17 protein-coding genes and 1 other RNA gene are annotated in these 18113 nt (G+C 63.1%); 10 read left to right on the top strand and 8 right to left on the bottom strand.

The window, feature by feature from the left end; translation table 11 throughout:
• The first annotated feature begins 92 nt into the window (after positions 1-92).
• The 4 genes from DM374_RS16090 to DM374_RS16075 all read left to right on the top strand — a co-directional run bounded on the left by DM374_RS16090 (position 93) and on the right by DM374_RS16075 (position 1509).
• Positions 93-302, top strand: coding sequence for a TIGR02449 family protein (locus DM374_RS16090; RefSeq protein ID WP_095156433.1), 210 nt, complete (start codon positions 93-95; stop codon positions 300-302).
• The gene (locus DM374_RS16085; protein ID WP_095156434.1) at positions 299-616 is read left to right on the top strand and encodes a cell division protein ZapA; all 318 of its coding nucleotides are present in this window, start codon (positions 299-301) and stop codon (positions 614-616) included. The genes DM374_RS16090 and DM374_RS16085 overlap by 4 nt, the downstream gene beginning before the upstream one ends.
• Before the next feature lie 19 nt (positions 617-635).
• Positions 636-814: non-coding RNA, 6S RNA (ssrS, locus tag DM374_RS16080), on the top strand.
• A gap of 89 nt (positions 815-903) precedes the next feature.
• On the top strand, positions 904-1509 hold the full coding sequence (locus tag DM374_RS16075; protein WP_110970749.1) for a 5-formyltetrahydrofolate cyclo-ligase: 606 nt from the start codon (positions 904-906) through the stop codon (positions 1507-1509).
• A gap of 14 nt (positions 1510-1523) precedes the next feature.
• Here DM374_RS16075 and DM374_RS33485 read toward each other — a convergent pair whose 3' ends face one another.
• A complete protein-coding gene (locus tag DM374_RS33485; RefSeq protein WP_175652615.1) occupies positions 1524-1670 on the bottom strand; it encodes a hypothetical protein in 147 nt (48 codons plus the stop codon).
• Between the two features lie 186 nt (positions 1671-1856).
• On the opposite strand from DM374_RS33485, the gene DM374_RS16070 reads away from it, so the two are divergent.
• From DM374_RS16070 to DM374_RS16055, 4 genes are all read left to right on the top strand, one after another.
• Positions 1857-2306 (top strand): EVE domain-containing protein, encoded by a 450-nt coding sequence (locus tag DM374_RS16070; RefSeq protein WP_095156436.1) that lies wholly within the window; start codon positions 1857-1859, stop codon positions 2304-2306.
• A 99-nt stretch (positions 2307-2405) separates the two neighbouring features.
• Positions 2406-3365 (top strand): HlyD family secretion protein, encoded by a 960-nt coding sequence (locus DM374_RS16065; protein WP_110970748.1) that lies wholly within the window; start codon positions 2406-2408, stop codon positions 3363-3365.
• On the top strand, positions 3362-6082 hold the full coding sequence (gene rbbA, locus DM374_RS16060) for a ribosome-associated ATPase/putative transporter RbbA (RefSeq protein WP_110970747.1): 2721 nt from the start codon (positions 3362-3364) through the stop codon (positions 6080-6082). The genes DM374_RS16065 and rbbA overlap by 4 nt, the downstream gene beginning before the upstream one ends.
• Positions 6082-7200, top strand: coding sequence for an ABC transporter permease (locus DM374_RS16055; protein ID WP_110970746.1), 1119 nt, complete (start codon positions 6082-6084; stop codon positions 7198-7200). Before rbbA ends, DM374_RS16055 begins: the two co-directional genes overlap by 1 nt.
• On the opposite strand, the gene DM374_RS16050 is transcribed toward DM374_RS16055, so the two are convergent.
• Positions 7201-7608, bottom strand: a complete 408-nt coding sequence (locus tag DM374_RS16050) for a flagellar basal body-associated protein FliL (RefSeq protein ID WP_110970745.1) — start codon at positions 7606-7608, stop codon at positions 7201-7203. It lies immediately after the preceding gene.
• 157 nt (positions 7609-7765) lie between these two features.
• Here DM374_RS16050 and DM374_RS16045 point away from each other — a divergent pair, with 157 nt between their 5' ends.
• On the top strand, positions 7766-8743 hold the full coding sequence (locus tag DM374_RS16045) for an NADPH:quinone oxidoreductase family protein (protein WP_110970744.1): 978 nt from the start codon (positions 7766-7768) through the stop codon (positions 8741-8743).
• Between the two features lie 97 nt (positions 8744-8840).
• Here the strand turns inward: DM374_RS16045 and DM374_RS16040 are convergent, their stop codons facing one another.
• The 5 genes from DM374_RS16040 to trxA all read right to left on the bottom strand — a co-directional run bounded on the left by DM374_RS16040 (position 8841) and on the right by trxA (position 14144).
• Entirely contained in the window at positions 8841-9482 is a 642-nt protein-coding gene (locus DM374_RS16040; RefSeq protein ID WP_110970743.1) for a gamma-glutamylcyclotransferase, read from the bottom strand.
• Between the two features lie 285 nt (positions 9483-9767).
• Positions 9768-10736, bottom strand: coding sequence for a CDP-6-deoxy-delta-3,4-glucoseen reductase (locus DM374_RS16035; protein WP_110970742.1), 969 nt, complete (start codon positions 10734-10736; stop codon positions 9768-9770).
• Complete coding sequence (gene ubiD / locus DM374_RS16030; RefSeq protein WP_095156443.1) at positions 10736-12202, bottom strand: 4-hydroxy-3-polyprenylbenzoate decarboxylase; 1467 nt, start codon at positions 12200-12202, stop codon at positions 10736-10738. Before ubiD ends, DM374_RS16035 begins: the two co-directional genes overlap by 1 nt.
• Before the next feature lie 127 nt (positions 12203-12329).
• Positions 12330-13589, bottom strand: a complete 1260-nt coding sequence (gene rho / locus DM374_RS16025; RefSeq protein WP_110970741.1) for a transcription termination factor Rho — start codon at positions 13587-13589, stop codon at positions 12330-12332.
• A 225-nt stretch (positions 13590-13814) separates the two neighbouring features.
• Entirely contained in the window at positions 13815-14144 is a 330-nt protein-coding gene (trxA, locus tag DM374_RS16015) for a thioredoxin TrxA (protein WP_110970778.1), read from the bottom strand.
• A 239-nt stretch (positions 14145-14383) separates the two neighbouring features.
• Here trxA and ppx point away from each other — a divergent pair, with 239 nt between their 5' ends.
• The gene (gene ppx / locus DM374_RS16010; protein WP_110970739.1) at positions 14384-15886 is read left to right on the top strand and encodes an exopolyphosphatase; all 1503 of its coding nucleotides are present in this window, start codon (positions 14384-14386) and stop codon (positions 15884-15886) included.
• Here the strand turns inward: ppx and ppk1 are convergent.
• On the bottom strand, positions 15873-18098 hold the full coding sequence (ppk1, locus tag DM374_RS16005; RefSeq protein ID WP_110970738.1) for a polyphosphate kinase 1: 2226 nt from the start codon (positions 18096-18098) through the stop codon (positions 15873-15875). The genes ppx and ppk1 overlap by 14 nt on opposite strands.
• Positions 18099-18113: the final 15 nt, after the last annotated feature.

Raw genomic sequence — 18113 nt, 5'->3', positions numbered from 1 at the left:
GGCAGGCGCGCCAAGACCATCGACGCGGCAATTCCGGCGCATGAGGCGCAGTAGCCAGACAGTCACAGTCAGACCGAATCGAGTGGCGAGCAATGCAAGATAATGAGCTGCAAACGCTGAAGAGCCGACTCGAACTGCTGATTGAGCGGGTCGAGCAACTAAAACGGCAAAACACACTCCTATCCGAGCAGGAGAAATCCTGGCGCGAGGAGCGCGCCCACCTCATTGAAAAAAACGAAATCGCGCGACATAAGGTCGAATCGATGATTTCGCGGCTCAAGTCCCTGGAGCAAGACTCATGAGTTCTACCAATAGCGTCACCGTGCAGATCCTCGACAAAGAGTATTCGATCATCTGCCCGCAGGAAGAACGCAGCAATCTGGTCAGCGCCGCTCGCTACCTCGACGGCAAGATGCGCGAGATCCGCAGCAGCGGCAAAGTGATCGGCGCCGACCGCATCGCCGTGATGGCCGCGCTGAACATCACCCACGACCTTTTGCACAATCAAGAGCGCCCGGAAGCCCAGAGCGGCGGCGCCACCCGTGAGCAGGTACGCGAGCTGCTCGACCGCGTCGACCAGGCCCTGATCGACGACGCGGATACAAAAGCCAACTGAGTTTCTGTATACTCCCGCCCACTCCCTGGAGTGCTTGCCAGTCGGTCATGTCCCTGAGCCGATACGCACAACCACGGGGGTTGCACGTTGGGGCCGGTGTGCATGTCCGCTTGACGGAAAGCCTTAACGCCCCCTGCAATCTCCACCTTGAACTTTCGGGTTCAAGGGCTACACCGACAGCGGTTCGTCGGGGAGCCTGTTTCTATCTGCATGCGCCTTTATCTTCCTTGCGCGCCTGCACCCGCGACATCACCGCGTGATGATCGCCCCCAGGGATCGCCCGTGCCATGACCGACACCGCGCCGCTTACCCGCCCTCAACTTCGCCGCCTGCTTCGTGATGCCCGCCGCGCACTGAGCCCTGCCGAGCAACGTCAGGCCGCCCGTGGTCTGTATCGGCAACTGGCACAGCATCCACTGTTCCGTCGCGCCCGACACATCGCCTTGTACCTGCCCAACGACAGCGAAATCGACCCGCGCCTGCTGCTGCGCGAGGCCCAACGCCGTGGCAAGCGTACCTACCTGCCGGTGCTGCATGCCTGGCCAAGGACCAAGATGGCGTTCCAGCGCTTCGAACAGGGCGAAAAGCTGCGGCCCAACCGCTTTCGCATCCCCGAGCCGACCATCAGCCTGGCGCGGCAACGCCCGGTCTGGGCGCTGGATCTGATCCTGCTGCCGCTGGTGGGTTTCGATGAGTTGGGTGGTCGCCTCGGAATGGGCGGCGGTTTCTATGATCGCAGCCTGGCGTATCAAGGCCGGCGCAAGGCCTGGAAAAAACCCCTGCTGCTGGGGCTGGCCCATGAATGCCAGAAGGTGGAACGCCTGACGCAGGCCAGTTGGGACGTGCCGCTACAAGGCACTGTGTCGGATAAAAGCTGGTATCTGGCGCACTGAACGGCGCCGCGGCATCAACGCTGAGCGGGATTCACCGGCATCTGCTGATAAGCGGTTTCAACTTTGCGTTCCCAGAAACTTTGCGCATAACCGGTCGTGACAACGCCCAGACCAAACACGAAAACTAGAATCCAGAGCAGGTCCGGTTTTTTGCGATTCATCGATTGCCCCCCGAAGGCAAACTGATCACGATGTCCGCGACGGTTCTTTTTATAGGCCGTGCAGCAGCGTCGAGCTTAAAATTTGGCGCATTTTCCGACAACACTCGTCCACAAGCAAACCTTGACGCCAACCGGCTGTCGGTTTGATGCAACAGGTTGTTTCAGAGACTGACTGGAGCTGAGCCCATGGCCTACTGGCTGATGAAATCCGAACCCGATGAACTCTCTATCGAAGACCTCGCCCGGCTCGGCGAAGCGCGTTGGGACGGGGTTCGCAATTACCAGGCGCGCAATTTCATCCGCGCCATGGCGGTGGGCGACGAGTTTTTCTTCTACCACTCCAGTTGCCCCGAGCCGGGCATCGCCGGTATTGCCCGGATCAGCACCGCGGCCTATCCCGACCCGACCGCCCTCGACCCGCAAAGCCACTACCACGACCCCAAGGCCAATGCCGACAAGAACCCGTGGAGCGCGGTGGACGTCGCCCATGTGGAAACCTTCCCGAAGGTGCTGGGCCTTGGCTACCTGAAGCTGCAAACCGCCCTCGCCGAACTGCCGCTGGTGCAGAAAGGCAGTCGCCTGTCTGTGATGCCAGTCACAGCCGAACAGTGGGCAGCAATACTCAATCTCCGCTGATCAGCGTAGGATCGGGACTCATTTGACGCGAATCAAACCGCCAAGGCTGGTGGGACGTCACAATCTGACGCGTACGTAGCAGGATGCAGGACCATGTCGATGAGTCAACACAGCCCCAAGATTTTCGCCGGCGCGCTGATCGCGCTATTGCTGGCGGCCGGTGGCCTGGGCTACTGGAAATCCTTGCATGACCGCCTGCCCGAAGGCCTGGCCATGGGCAACGGGCGGCTCGAAGCCACCGAAGTCCAGATCGCCAGCAAGGTGCCCGGGCGCCTCGCCGAAGTACTGGTGGATGAAGGCGATAAAGTCAGCCGCGGCCAGTTGCTCGCCCGCATCGATACCCGAACCCTCGAAGCCCAGCGCGCCCAGGCCGAAGCCGAAGTGACCCGCGCCCGCGAAAACTACGCCGCCGCCCAGGCCAACGTGCAATTGCGCCAGAGCGAACAACTGCTCGCCAGCCAGGAGCTGAAGCGCATCCGCGAGATGTTCCAGCGTAAATACGCCAGCCAGCAGTTGCTCGACCAGCAACAGGCGCGCTTCGACACCAGTAACTCGGCGGTGGTCGCCGCGCGGGCACAGCTTGCGGCGATCAAGGCGGCGATTGGCGCCGCCGAAGCCCAGGTCGCGCAACTGACCAGCGAAATCGACGACAGCAGCCTGCGCGCGCCAATCAATGGCGTGATCCAGCTGCGCCTGGCCGAGCCGGGCGAAGTGCTCGGTGCCGGTGGCCGGGTGCTGCTGCTGATCGACCCCAGCGACCAATACATGAACCTCTACCTGCCCGCCTCCACCGCTGGCCGGCTGACCATCGGCGACGAGGCGCGGATCGTCCTTGACGCCCTGCCCGACCAGACGCTGCCGGCGAAAGTCAGCTTCGTCGCGGCCAAGGCCCAGTTCACACCCAAGCAGGTGGAAACCCGCGACGAGCGGCAGAAGCTGGTATTCCGGGTCAAGCTGCGCCTGACCGCCCCCGACGCCGTGCCCCAGGCCAAACCCGGCATGCCCGGCGCCGGTTATGTGCGCACCGCCACCGTGGACTGGCCGGCCAACCTGCAATGAACGGGCTGGCCCTGCAAGCCCGGGGCATCCGCCACCGCTATGGCGCGCTGGAGGCCCTGCATGACATCACCTTCGACCTGCCCGCCGGCACCCGCTGCGGCTTGATCGGCCCGGACGGAGCGGGTAAATCCAGCCTGCTGGGGCTGATCGCCGGGGTCAAACGGCTGCAGCAGGGTGAACTGGATGTGCTCGGCGGCCCGATCGGCAAGCGTTCGCACCGCAGCAGCTTGTACCCGCGCATCGCCTTCATGCCCCAGGGCCTGGGTGGCAACCTGTACCCGGACCTGTCGATCAGCGAGAACATCCGCTTCTTCGCCACCCTGTTCGGCCTGTCCCGCGCCGAATGCGACGCGCGCATGCACACGCTGCTGGAGGCCACCGACCTCGCGCGCTTCGCCGAGCGCCCGGCGGGCAAACTGTCTGGCGGCATGAAACAGAAACTCGGCCTGTGCTGCGCGCTGATCCACGAGCCCGATCTGCTGATCCTCGATGAGCCCACCACCGGTGTCGACCCGCTGTCGCGGCGGCGCTTCTGGGAGCTGGTCGAGCATGTGCGCCAGCAACGCCCGCAACTGACGCTGCTGGTGGCAACGGCCTACATGGAAGAGGCCGAACAGTTCGAACACTGCCTCATGCTCGACCGCGGCCGGCTGATCGGCGCCGGCGCCAGCCATGAGCTGGCCAATGTCACGCCCAGCGGCAAGCTGGACGAAGCCTTCACCTACTTCCAGGGCGACAGCCACCACAACGCCGAGCCGCTGCACATCCCGCCGCGGGACACCGGCGACGCGAGCATCGCCATCGAAGCCCACGAACTGACCCTGCGCTTCGGCGACTTCACCGCCGTGAACAAGGTCAGCTTCGCCATCGGTCGCGGCGAGATTTTCGGCTTCCTTGGCTCCAACGGTTGCGGCAAGACCACCACCATGAAAGTCCTCACCGGCCTGATGCCGGCCAGCGAAGGCAGCGCCACCCTGCTCGGTCGCGCGGTGGACGCCAAGGACCTGGCCACGCGCAAGCGGGTCGGCTTCATGTCGCAGAGCTTCTCGCTGTACGGCGAACTCAGCGTGCGCCAGAACCTGGAACTGCACGCGCGGCTGTTCGACCTGAAACCCGCCGACAGCACGCCGCGCATCGCCGAGCTGATCCAGCGCTTCGACCTCGGCGACGTCGCCGACCAGCAGTCCGGCGCTCTGCCGTTGGGCCTGCGCCAGCGTCTGTCGCTGGCCGTGGCGGTGCTGCACCGTCCGGAAGTGCTGATCCTCGACGAGCCCACCTCCGGCGTCGACCCGGCCGCCCGCGACGACTTCTGGCGATTGCTGATCGAGCTGTCGCGGGAACAAGGCGTGACCATCTTTCTCTCGACCCACTTCATGAACGAGGCGCTGCGCTGCGACCGCATCTCGCTGATGCACGCAGGCTCAGTGCTGGCCTGCGACACCCCGGCCGCCTTGCAGGTGCAGTACGGCGGCGCGACCCTGGAAGACGCCTTCGTCATGTGCCTGGAACACGCCCAGGGCGGCGCGCCCGAGACGCCCGCAACCAATCTCGACACACCGGCGGCTCCCGCCAGTCCGCCGCCTCGCCGGGGTTTCAGCCTGAACCGGCTGGTCGCCGTGGCCAGCCGCGAGGGCAAGGAACTGCTGCGTGACAAGGTGCGCCTGGCGTTCGCCCTGCTGGGTGCGTTGTTCATGATGGTGATCTTCGGCTTCGGCATTTCGCTGGATGTGGAAAACCTCGCCTTCGCCGTCTACGACCAAGACCAGAGCCCGCAAAGCCGGGCCTATCTCGAAGCCTTCCGTGGCTCGCGCTACTTTGCCGAGCAGCCGCCAATCCGCGATCCGCGACAACTGCACCAGCGCCTGCAGCGCTCGGAGATCAAGCTGGCCCTGGAGATTCCCCCCGGCTTCGGCCGCGACCTGCTTGCCGGTCGCCAGCCGGTGGTCGCGGCCTGGCTCGACGGCGGCATGCCGTTCCGCGCCGAAACCAGCCGCAACTATGTCGAAGCGGTGCATCAGGCCAATCTCGAACAACTGGCGGCGCTGAGCAGCCCGGCGCAGCCGCGCCAGGCAGCGGTCAAGCTGGAGACGCGCTTTCGCTACAACCAGGATGTGGTCAGCGTGAACGCCATCGGGCCCGGGGTCATGGCGCTCATTCTGGCGTTCATCCCGGCCATGCTCACCGCCCTCGGCATCGTCCGCGAAAAGGAGCTGGGCTCGATCACCAACTTCTACGCCACGCCGCTGACCCGCCTTGAGTTCCTGCTCGGCAAACAGGCGCCGTACCTGGCGGTGAGCCTGGTCAACCTGGTGCTGCTGGTGGCGATGAACCGCTGGCTGTTCGGCGTACCCTTCAAGGGCAGCGCCCTGGCACTGGCGTGCGGCGGTGTGCTGTACCTGCTGGCGACCACCAGCCTCGGCCTGCTGATCTCGGCCTTCACCCGCACCCAGATCGCCGCGATCCTCGGCACCATGATCCTCACCAGCCTGCCGACCATCCAGTTCTCCGGGCTGATCGTGCCGCGCTCATCCCTCGATGGCTCCGCCGCACTGATGGGCCAGTTGTTCCCCGCAGGCTACTTCCTCGATATCGCCGTCGGCACCTTCACCAAGGCCCTGGACCTGCGCGAGCTGTGGCCGCAATGCCTGGCGCTGCTCGGCTTCTTCGTCGGGTTCACCGGGCTCAGCCTGATCATGCTGAAGAAACAGGAGGCCTGATGCAGCGTCTTGCCCACATTCTGCGCCTGGGTCTGAAAGAGCTGACCAGCCTGCGCCACGACAGCGTCCTGCTGCTGTTCTTGCTCTACGCCTTCAGCGTGGCGATCTACATGCCAGCGGCGGGCTCGGTGATCGGCGTGCACAACGCCAGCGTCGCGGTGGTCGATGAGGACCAGAGCCTGGTCTCGCGCAAGCTGACCGAAGCGCTGCAGCCCCCGGAATTCCAGGCCGCCGTGCCATTGGCCTACGACCAGCTCGACCGCAGTCTGGACAGCGGCCTGTACACCTTCGTCATCAATATTCCGGTGAATTTCCAGAGCGACCTGCTGGCCGGGCGCTCGCCGGAATTGCAGATCAACGTCGATGCCACGGCCATGAGCCAGGCGTTCATGGGCGCCGGCTATATCGGGCGGATCTTCGAACGCGAGTTGCTGGACTACGCCAGCCCTGCCGGCAGCAGCAGCCGCAGCCCGGCGCTGCTGGAGCCTCGCGCGCTGTTCAACCCGAACCTGGAAGGCGGCTGGTTCCTGGCGGTGATCCAGATCGTCAACAACATCACCATTCTTGCGATCATCCTCACCGGCACCGCCCTGCTGCGCGAGCGCGAGCACGGCACCCTAGATCACCTGTTGGTGCTGCCGCTGACCGCACTGGAAATCATGCTCGCCAAGATCGGCAGCAACTTGCTGGTGGTGGTGTTGTGCACCTGGGTGTCGCTGGAGGTAGTGGTGAAGTGGGCGCTGGGCGTGCCGTTGGCCGGCTCGCTGCCGCTGTTTCTGGGGGTGACGGCGCTGTACCTGTTCGCCAGCACGGCGCTGGGGATTTTTCTCGCCACGCTGGCGCGCTCGACGCCGCAGTTCGGGTTACTGGCGATCCCGGTGATCATCCCGATGCTGCTGCTCTCGGGCGGCAGCACACCGCTGGACAGCATGCCGCAATGGTTGCAGTGGGTGATGCAGTTGTCGCCGTCCACCCACTTCGTCAGCCTGGGCGCCGCGATTCTGTTTCGCGACGCCGGCACCGCAGTAGTGTGGCCCGACCTGCTGGCCCTGGCGGCGATCGGCCTGGCATTCTTCGCGATCGCCCTGGCACGTTTCCGCCGCAGCCTGGCCTCGTGATTACTGAACGATCAGGTTGTTGAACAGCAGGTCTTCGACGACCGGCCGCCCCTCTTCGTTGGCCAGGACCTGCTGGACCTGCTTGAGGGCTTCCTGACGCAGTTTTTCCTTGGCTTCGACGTTGCTCATGCCGTCCAGGCTCTGCTGGGTGAACAGTGCCACCAACTGGTTACGGATCAGCGGCTCGTGGTGCTTGACCGCAGCTGCGTCGGCATCGCCTTCGACCTTCAGCGCAACATCGGCCTTGTACACCCGCAGGCGCGGGCTGCCATCGAGGGCATAGTTGCCAACCAGGGGCGGCGACAGGCTGATGTAAGCAACCTTCGGCGCTGCTGCTTCTTCCTTCTCTTCGGCCATGGCCGCCACTGGCAGCGTCAGCGCCAGTACCATCAAGATCCACGCTTTCACGAATTCGCTCCTCAAACAGTTGGCGCCAGCATACCCAGCGCGCCGGCCAAACCCAAGCCCGGGCTTATGCCAGCCTATTCAGGCCAGGCCATGCTCGTTGACCCGGCACCTTGCATACCTACACTTATCGGCCACCACCCGCAAAGGAATAGCCCTGATGAAAGCCGTGTTGTGCAAAGCCCATGGTCCGGCCCGTGATCTGGTGCTGGAAGACGTCGCCAGCCCGACGCCGAAGAAGAATGAAGTCCTCCTGGACGTACACGCCGCCAGCGTCAACTTCCCGGACACCCTGATCATCGAGGGCAAATACCAGTTTCAGCCGCCGCTGCCGTTCTCGCCGGGTGGCGAGGCCGCCGGGGTGGTCGCCGCGGCGGGCGAGAATGCCGGCGCGCTCAAGGTCGGTGACCGGGTCATGGCCCTGACGGGTTGGGGCAGCTTCGCCGAACAGGTCGCGGTGCCGGCCTATAACGTGCTGCCCATCCCGGAAGGCATGGACTTCGCCACCGCCTCGGCCTTCGGCATGACCTACGGCACCTCGATGCACGCGCTGCGCCAGCGCGGCCAGTTGCAGGCCGGCGAAACCTTGCTGGTGCTGGGTGCGTCTGGCGGCGTTGGCCTGGCGGCCGTGGAAATCGGCAAGGCCATGGGCGCGCGGGTGATCGCTGCGGCCAGTAGCGCGGAGAAACTGGAAATCGCCAAGGCCGCGGGCGCGGACGAACTGATCGATTACAGCCAGAACAGCCTGAAAGACGAGATCAAGCGCCTGACCGGTGGCAAGGGTGTCGACGTGATCTACGACCCGGTGGGCGGCGACCTGTTTGACCAGGCCGTGCGCGGCCTGGCCTGGAACGGCCGACTGCTGGTGGTGGGCTTTGCCAGCGGTCGAATCCCGGAGTTGCCGGCCAATCTGGTGCTGCTCAAGGGCGCGGCGGTGCTCGGCGTGTTCTGGGGCTCGTTCGCCCAGCGCCAGCCAGCGGACAACGCGGCGAATTTCCAGCAACTGTTTGCGTGGTTCGCCGAGGGCAAGTTGAAGCCGTTGGTGTCGAAGACCTATCCATTGGCCGAGGCCGGGTTGGCAATCGAACAGTTGGCGGGGCGCAAGGCGGTTGGGAAGTTGGTGGTGAAGGTCAGATAAACCGACGTTGCAGCCCTTCGCGAGCAAGCTCGCTCCTACAGTCAGCGGCACTCAGTGTAGGAGCGAGCTTGCTCGCGAAGCGGCCCCCAAGGCTCAATCACTGACCATGGCAGCGCCTGTACCGCGCCTCCAGATTGCGGTCCGGCATGGCATGGCTGCGCAACGCTTCCAGGGTCTGCTCGACATAGTCGCGGGTCGTGCCGTAGCGCCCTTTGGCGCTGGCGAGGATATGGGTGAGCAGGCTGTCCGGCAGATTCCCCGCGTAGCACGGCAGATGCCGCTCCAGCACGAACCCCAGCGCCTGCACCTTGCTGCCGTCATCCAGCCGGCAATTCAGCCAGTGCGGACGATACGCAGGGTACGGCATCTCGCGCTGCCACAGCGCCAGCAACGAATCCTGCAGTTTGTCTTCCGGCAACCGATAGGCGAACCCGCTGCACGAACCACCCCGGTCCAGACCAAACACCAGCCCCGGACACTCCGGCGTGCCGCGATGCTCATGCGACCACAGGTACAACCCGCGGTGATAACCATGAACCCGCCCGCGCCGCCGCTCGGTGGACTGGCACTCCGGGCGCCAGATCAACGAACCGTAGGCGAACAGCCAGACCGGGCCGCCTTGGTGCAGGGCCATGGTTTGCTGGACAGAGTCGAGAAGTTGCTCCCGGGACAATTGCTGACCGAAATCAAGTACCGGGGGATACGCAAGGGGAAAAGGTGCAGATTCGATTACCGACATAGCCGCCGCCAAAGTTCCTCGTGAAATACCGAAGTACCTCACTATAGAGCCAACGCACTCAATAGACACTTACCGTACGGCAGACAACGGTTCGGAAACAAGCCCCCGCTCGCCTAAACACCGCGAAATACGGGAGTTTCAGAAGATCGAAGGACACTATTACAAGTGTAGCGATACTTTTTCGCGGCGCAGGCAATAATTAAAAGGCGGGCGTTTGCTTATAAGCCTTACTTGGACACTCGGTTATAAACCGGCGCGCTGTTGCAACGCGCCTTATTACTCAAGTTAGCCGCGTGGGGCATAAGCGAATACATCGGCGCGCATCTGGTGCGCATCCATGCCGGCATTCACCAGGGCATCGAGGGTGGCATAGACCATGGCCGGCGAACCGCTGGCATAGACATGGATCCGCGACAGGTCGTCGAGGTCCTCGCAGACCGCCTCGTGCAGCAAGCCGCAGCGCCCGTCCCAGCCACACAGGTCGCTCACGACCTTATGCAGGAACAGGTTCGGCAGTTGTTCCCACTGCGCCCACGCGTCGATGCTGTAGAAGTCCTCAGGCCGGCGCACGCCCCAGTACAGGTGCACCGGGTGCTTGAAGCCCTGTACGCGGCAATGCTCGATCAGGCTGTGCATCTGCGCCATGCCGGTGCCTGCAGCGATCAGCACCAGCGGACCTTCCGGCAATTCGGCGAGGTGGGTGTCGCCGAACGGCATTTCGATGCGGGCCATGCGGGTGCGCTGCAGTTGCGCGATCAGATCCAGTGCGCTCTTTTCCCGCGCCAGCACGTGCATTTCCAGGTCACGGCCACCGTGCGGTGCCGATGCCAGGGAAAAAGCCGCCTTGTCGCCGCTTTCGCGCTCGATCAACAGGTACTGCCCGGCGTGGTAGCGCGGCGGTTTGCCGGCTGGAGCGCGCAGACGCACGCGCCAGACATCGCCACCCACCTCGGCGCACTCGCTCAACTGGCACGCCAGCGTGCGCACGGGCAGCTCGCCCAGGGCGAGCACGCCGTCCCAAAGCAGGATGCAATCTTCCAGCGGTTCAGCGATGCAGGTGAACAGCTCACCGTGATCGCGGACTTCACCGTCCTGGCGCACCCGGCCCTCCACCAGCAGGGCGGCGCAGACGTGGCAGTTGCCATTGCGGCAGCTCTGCGGGCAGTCATAACCCAGGCGCTGTGCCGCTTCCAGAATCCTCTCTCCGGGCTTGAGCGCCAGTACGGCTCCGGACGGCTGCAAGGTTACCTGCATCAATCTATTCCCAACTGGTTCCACAGTTCATCGATCCGCTTGGTAACGGCCTCGTCCTTGACGATGACCCGGCCCCACTCACGCGTGGTTTCGCCCGGCCACTTGTTGGTGGCGTCCAGGCCCATCTTCGAACCGAGGCCCGAGACCGGCGAGGCGAAGTCGAGGTAATCGATCGGCGTGTTCTCGATCAGCACCGTGTCGCGCTTGGGGTCCATGCGCGTGGTGATGGCCCAGATCACGTCGTTCCAGTCCCGCGCATTGACATCGTCGTCGGTGACGATAACGAACTTGGTGTACATGAACTGTCGCAAAAACGACCAGACGCCCAGCATTACCCGCTTGGCGTGCCCCGGGTACTGCTTCTTCATGGTGACCACCGCCATGCGGTAGGAGCAGCCTTCGGGTGGCAGGTAGAAGTCGGTGATTTCCGGGAACTGCTTCTGCAGGATCGGCACGAACACTTCGTTCAGCGCCACGCCGAGAATCGCCGGCTCATCCGGCGGACGGCCGGTGTAGGTGCTGTGATAGATCGGCTTGGTGCGGTGGGTGATGCGCTCGATGGTGAACACCGGGAAGCTGTCGACTTCGTTGTAATAGCCGGTGTGGTCGCCGTACGGGCCTTCAGGCGCGGTTTCGCCGGGGTGGATCACGCCTTCCAGGATGATCTCGGCGGTCGCCGGCACCTGCAGGTCGCTGCCACGGCACTTCACCAGCTCAGTGCGGTTGCCCCGCAGCAGGCCGGCGAAGGCGTATTCGGAAAGGGTGTCTGGCACCGGCGTGACAGCGCCGAGGATAGTCGCCGGGTCAGCGCCCAGGGCCACGGCCACCGGGAATGGCTTGCCAGGATTCTTCTCGCACCACTCGCGGTAGTCGAGGGCACCGCCGCGGTGGCTGAGCCAGCGCATGATGACCTTGTTGCGGCCAATCACCTGCTGGCGATAGATGCCGAGGTTCTGCCGTTCCTTGTTCGGCCCGCGGGTGACGGTCAGACCCCAGGTGATCAGCGGCGCGACGTCGCCTGGCCAGCAATGCTGGATCGGCAGCATGCCCAGGTCGACATCCTCGCCCTCGATGACCACTTCGTGGCAAGGCGCGTCCTTGACCACTTTCGGTGCCATGGCCACGACCTTCTTGAAGATCGGCAGCTTGGACCAGGCGTCCTTGAGCCCTTTTGGCGGCTCGGGCTCCTTGAGGAAAGCCAGCAGCTTGCCGATTTCCCGCAGTTCGCTCACCGACTGGGCGCCCATGCCCATGGCCACCCGCTCCGGGGTGCCGAACAGGTTGCCGAGAACGGGAATGTCGTAACCGGTGGGGCGCTCGAACAACAGTGCCGGCCCCTTGGCCCGCAGTGTGCGGTCGCAGACTTCAGTCATTTCCAGGACCGGCGAAATGGGGACCTGGATGCGCTTGAGTTCTGAGCGCTGCTCCAGGCCACGGATAAAGTCGCGCAAATCGCGATACTGCATGCGTGAGCCTCGTATTGGCCGTATCGGTCGGGACGGGCAGTGTAGCGCCGAACCGGGCCAGTCAGAATAGTCCGTAAGATAGATAGCAAAAAGCCGGGTTTCCCCGGCTCTTGCCTACAGCGAGTGCTTACTTGCGCTTCATCGACAGGAAGAACTCGTCGTTGGTCTTGGTCTGCTTGAGCTTGTCGACCAGGAACTCGATGGCGGCGATTTCGTCCATCGGGTGCAGCAGCTTGCGCAGGATCCACATGCGCTGCAGTTCGTCGTCGGCGGTCAGCAGCTCTTCGCGGCGGGTGCCCGAACGGTTGATGTTGATGGCCGGGAACACACGCTTTTCAGCGATGCGACGGTCCAGAGGCAGCTCCATGTTGCCGGTGCCCTTGAACTCTTCGTAGATCACTTCGTCCATCTTCGAGCCGGTTTCAACCAGCGCGGTAGCGATGATGGTCAGCGAACCGCCTTCCTCGATGTTCCGTGCGGCACCGAAGAAACGCTTCGGTTTTTCCAGCGCGTGGGCATCGACACCACCAGTCAGTACCTTGCCGGAGCTCGGGATCACGGTGTTGTAGGCGCGAGCCAGACGGGTGATGGAGTCGAGCAGGATGACCACGTCTTTCTTGTGCTCGACCAGGCGCTTGGCCTTCTCGATGACCATTTCGGCCACTTGCACGTGACGGGTTGGCGGCTCGTCGAAGGTGGAGGCAACCACTTCGCCGCGCACGGTGCGCTGCATTTCGGTCACTTCTTCCGGGCGCTCGTCGATCAGCAGGACGATCAGGTGGCACTCGGGGTTGTTGCGGGTAATGTTCGCCGCGATGTTCTGCAGCATGATGGTCTTGCCCGCTTTCGGCGGGGCGACGATCAGGCCGCGCTGGCCTTTGCCGATCGGGGCGCACAGGTCGATGACGCGACCGGTGAGGTCTTCGGTGGAACCGTTGCCGGCTTCCATCTTCAGGCGCTTGTTAGGGAACAGCGGCGTCAGGTTTTCGAACAGGATCTTGTTCTTCGCGTTTTCAGGACGGTCGAAGTTGATGGTGTCGACCTTGAGCAGTGCGAAGTAACGCTCGCCTTCTTTTGGCGGCCGGATCTTGCCGACGATGGTGTCGCCGGTGCGCAGGTTGAAGCGACGGATCTGGCTTGGCGAAACGTAGATGTCGTCTGGGCCGGCCAGGTAGGAAGAATCCGCCGAACGCAGGAAGCCGAAGCCGTCCTGGAGAATCTCCAGCACGCCGTCACCGGAAATTTCCTCGCCGCTTTTCGCGTGCTTCTTCAACAGGGAGAAAATCACATCCTGCTTGCGCGAACGGGCCATATTTTCTATGCCCATCTGTTCGGCCATTTCTAGCAGATCGGTAATCGGCTTTTGCTTGAGTTCAGTCAGGTTCATAAGGGGATTGAGGTAATCATGTAAGAAGGGAGATTAAGCATCTGGCTTAATGAGGCCGCGCCGCAGAGAAGGCGACAGGATCGCGCACAAGTTCGAATTGGAAGGCGGCGGCGGTGTGCAGGGGGCATTGAAGAAACAATGCGAGGCCGAATTTAACACCTGCTTTTTCTGGCGTCTAGTCACCAGAATGAGAAAAGCCCCGACAAATGCGGGGCTTTTACAGACTCAGATATTGGCGTCGATGAACGCTTGCAACTGAGATTTCGACAGGGCGCCGACCTTGGTGGCTGCAACCTGGCCGTCCTTGAACAGCATCAGGGTCGGGATACCCCGAACACCGTGCTTGCCCGGAGTATCCGGGTTTGAGTCGATGTTCAGCTTGGCGATGGTCAGCTTGTCGTTGTAATCCTCGGCGATAGCGTCCAGGACCGGAGCGATCATTTTGCAAGGACCGCACCACTCAGCCCAGTAGTCGACCAGTACAGGGCCCTCAGCCTGCAGTACGTCGGCCTCGAAGCTGGCGTCGGTAACGTGTTTGATAAGATCGCTGCTCATGGAAATCTCCAGGTTCGGAAGCAAAAAAACGTTGCCCATCATAACGGCCCTCTCTGCCGACAGGAAGCCGCCAGCGATTGAGTCTGTCTATGGTAGTTCATGATCTTGGGTATCGGCTGTCACACAAAAGACACAATTCCTACGCGAAACTGCGCCATATCAAGCCTTGCACTGCTCCGCGTTGGCGTAAACCGACTATCGTGGCAGGATTGCCGGGTTAACGACCGAGAAGCCATCACATGCCGCATTCCACTGCCAAGAACCTTTCCCTGATCGCCGCCATTGACCTTGGCTCCAACAGTTTCCATATGGTTGTAGCCAAAGCCCATCACAGCGAAATCCGCATCCTCGAGCGGCTCGGCGAGAAGGTTCAACTGGCGGCTGGCATCAATGAAGAGCGCCAGCTCAACGAAGAATCCATGCAGCGCGGCCTCGATTGCCTCAAGCGCTTCGCCCAACTGATCAACGGCATGCCCCAGGGCTCGGTGCGCATCGTCGGCACCAACGCCCTGCGCGAAGCGCGCAACCGTGGCGAGTTCATCCGCCGCGCCGAAGAAATCCTCGGCCATCCGGTGGAAGTGATTTCCGGCCGCGAGGAAGCCCGCCTCATTTATCTGGGTGTTTCCCATACCCTCGCCGACACCCCTGGCAAGCGCCTGGTGGCCGACATCGGCGGCGGCAGTACCGAGTTCATCATCGGCCAGCGCTTCGAACCGCTGCTGCGCGAAAGCCTGCAAATGGGCTGTGTCAGCTTCACCCAGCGTTATTTCCGCGACGGCAAGATCACCCCGGCACGCTACGCCCAGGCCTACACCGCGGCGCGCCTGGAACTGATGAGCATCGAAACCGCCCTGCACCGCCTGGGCTGGGATGAAGCCATCGGTTCGTCCGGCACCATCCGCGCCATTGGTCTTGCCATCAAGGCAGGCGGCCTGGGCAACGGTGAAGTCAACGCCGAAGGCCTGGCCTGGCTCAAGCGCAAGCTGTTCAAGCTGGGCGAGATCGAGAAGATCGACTTCGACGGCGTCAAACCTGACCGCCGGGCGATCTTCCCGGCGGGCCTGGCGATCCTCGAAGCGATTTTCGACGCCCTCGAACTGCAACGCATGGACCACTGCGACGGCGCCCTGCGCGAAGGCGTGCTCTATGACCTGCTCGGCCGCCACCATCATGAAGACGTGCGCGAGCGCACCCTCACCTCGCTGATGGAGCGCTACCACGTCGATCAGGGCCAGGTCGCCCGGGTCGAGCGCAAGGCATTGCACGCCTTCGACCAGGTGGCCACGGCGTGGGATCTGCAGGACGGGATCTGGCGTGAACTGCTGGGCTGGGCGGCCAAGGTGCATGAAGTGGGCCTGGACATCGCCCACTATCACTACCACAAGCACGGCGCCTACCTGATCGAACACTCCGATCTGGCCGGCTTCTCCCGCGAAGACCAGCAAATGCTGGCCCTGCTGGTACGTGGCCACCGCCGTAACATTCCCAAGGACAAGTTCGCCGACTTCGGCGACGAAGGCGTGAAGCTCATTCGCCTGTGCGTGCTGCTGCGCTTCGCCATCCTGTTCCACCACATCCGCGGCACCCAACAGATGCCGAAGGTGGAACTGCACGCCAATGGCGACAGCCTGGCCATCGCGTTCCCGGATAACTGGCTGGAAGAGAACCAGTTGACCCGGGCCGACTTCGAACAGGAAGCCGAGTGGTTGGCCCGGGTCGGTTTCGTCCTCAGCGTACGATAAGCACCGGATTGCTCAGGCGCTCGAGCAGAGTCGCCTGAACACTGCGTGGGTTCTGGTTGCCGGTCGGCGTGCTGCGTACGTAGCGGCCGTCCGGTTGCAGGATCCACGAGTGGGTGTTGTCGGTCAGGTACCCTTCCAGCTCTTTCTTCACCCGTAGCAGCAGTTTCTTGCCCTCGACCGGGAAGCAGGTCTCGACGCGCTTGTCGAGGTTGCGCTCCATCCAGTCGGCGCTGGACAGGAAGATCTGCTCATCGCCGCCATTGAGGAAGTAGAACACCCGGGTGTGCTCCAGGAAGCGGCCGATGATCGAGCGCACCTGGATGTTGTGCGAGACGCCGGCGATGCCCGGACGCAGGCAGCACATGCCACGCACCACCAGATCGATGCGCACGCCCGACTGGCTGGCCTTGTACAGCGCGCGGATGATCTTCGGATCGGTCAGCGAGTTGAACTTGGCGATGATGTGCGCCGGCTTGCCTTCCACGGCGAACTGGGTTTCCCGCGCAATCATGTCGAGCATGCCTTTCTTCAGGGTGAAAGGCGCGTGCAGCAACTTCTTCATGCGCAGGGTCTTGCCCATGCCGATCAACTGGCTGAACAACTTGCCGACGTCCTCGCACAGGGCGTCGTCGGAGGTCAGCAGGCTGTAGTCGGTGTACAGGCGGGCGTTGCCGGCGTGGTAGTTGCCGGTACCCAGGTGCGCGTAGCGGACGATCTCGCCGGCTTCGCGACGCAGGATCAGCATCATCTTGGCGTGGGTCTTGAAGCCGACCACACCGTAGATCACCACGGCACCAGCGGCCTGCAGGCGGCTGGCCATCTGCAGGTTGGACTCTTCGTCGAAGCGCGCGCGCAATTCGATCACCGCAGTGACCTCCTTGCCGTTACGCGCCGCGTCCACCAACGCATCGACGATTTCCGAGTTGGCGCCGCTGCGGTAAAGGGTCTGACGCACGGCCAGGACGTGCGGGTCCTTGGCGGCCTGACGCAGCATGTCCACGACCGGGGTGAACGACTCGAACGGGTGCATCAGCAGGATGTCCTGCTTGCTTACCACGCTGAAAATGTTCTCGCTGTTCTGCAACAGCTTGGGGATCGCCGGGGTGAACGGCGTGTATTGCAGCTCTGGATGGCTGTCCAGGCCGGTGATGCTGAACAGGCGGGTCAGGTTGACCGGCCCATTGACCTGATACAGCTCGCTCTCGCTCAGGCTGAACTGCTTGAGCAGGTAGTCGGACAGGTGTTTCGGGCAAGTGTCGGCGACCTCAAGACGCACTGCGTCACCGTAGCGACGGGAGAACAGCTCGCCGCGCAGGGCGCGGGCCAGGTCTTCCACATCTTCGGAGTCCAGCGCCAGGTCGGCGTTACGGGTCAGACGGAACTGGTAGCAGCCCTTGACCTTCATGCCCTGGAACAGGTCGTCGGCGTGCGCATGGATCATCGACGAAAGGAATACATAGTTGTCGCCAGGACCACCGACCTCTTCCGGCACCCGGATAACCCGCGGCAGCAAGCGCGGCGCCGGGATGATCGCCAGGCCGGAGTCGCGACCGAAGGCATCGATACCTTCCAGCTCGACGATGAAGTTCAGGCTCTTGTTCACCAGCAACGGGAACGGGTGAGTCGGGTCGAGGCCGATCGGCGTGATGATGGGCGCGATCTCGTCGCGGAAGAAGCGACGCACCCAGGTCTTGAGCTTGGTCGTCCAATGACGGCGACGGATGAAGCGGATCTGGTGCTTTTCCAGCTCCGGCAGCAGCACTTCGTTGAGGATGGCGTACTGGCGCTGCACTTCGTGGTGCACCAGGTCGCTGATCCGCGCCAGTGCCTGGTGCGGCTGCAGGCCGTCGGCGCCGGCCTGCTCGCGAGCGAAGGTAATCTGCTTCTTCAGGCCCGCAACACGAATTTCGAAGAACTCATCCAGGTTGCTGGAGAAGATCAGCAGAAACTTCAGCCGCTCCAGCAGGGGATAGGACTCATCCAGCGCCTGCTCCAGCACACGGATGTTGAACTGCAACTGCGACAGTTCGCGATGGATGTAAAGGCTGCTTTCATCCAGGCCCGGCACCGCGACAACGGGTGCCGGAGCAACCGCCGGCGCCTCTGCCGGGGGAGCGGCGACCACCTCGGGTTCTGGCGGGGTTTCCACCAGTTGCTCGGGAACGGCTGGTGCATCCTTAACAGCGTCTTCGATCAGTGCTTCGTTATTCATCTTGCGTTCCTGAAG

The sequence above is a fragment of the Pseudomonas huaxiensis genome (assembly GCF_003231275.1).
In the GTDB taxonomy this organism is placed as follows: domain Bacteria; phylum Pseudomonadota; class Gammaproteobacteria; order Pseudomonadales; family Pseudomonadaceae; genus Aquipseudomonas; species Aquipseudomonas huaxiensis.
The sequence above is the reverse complement of the archived record's forward strand: the minus strand, read 5'-3'. Positions and strand labels throughout refer to the sequence as shown.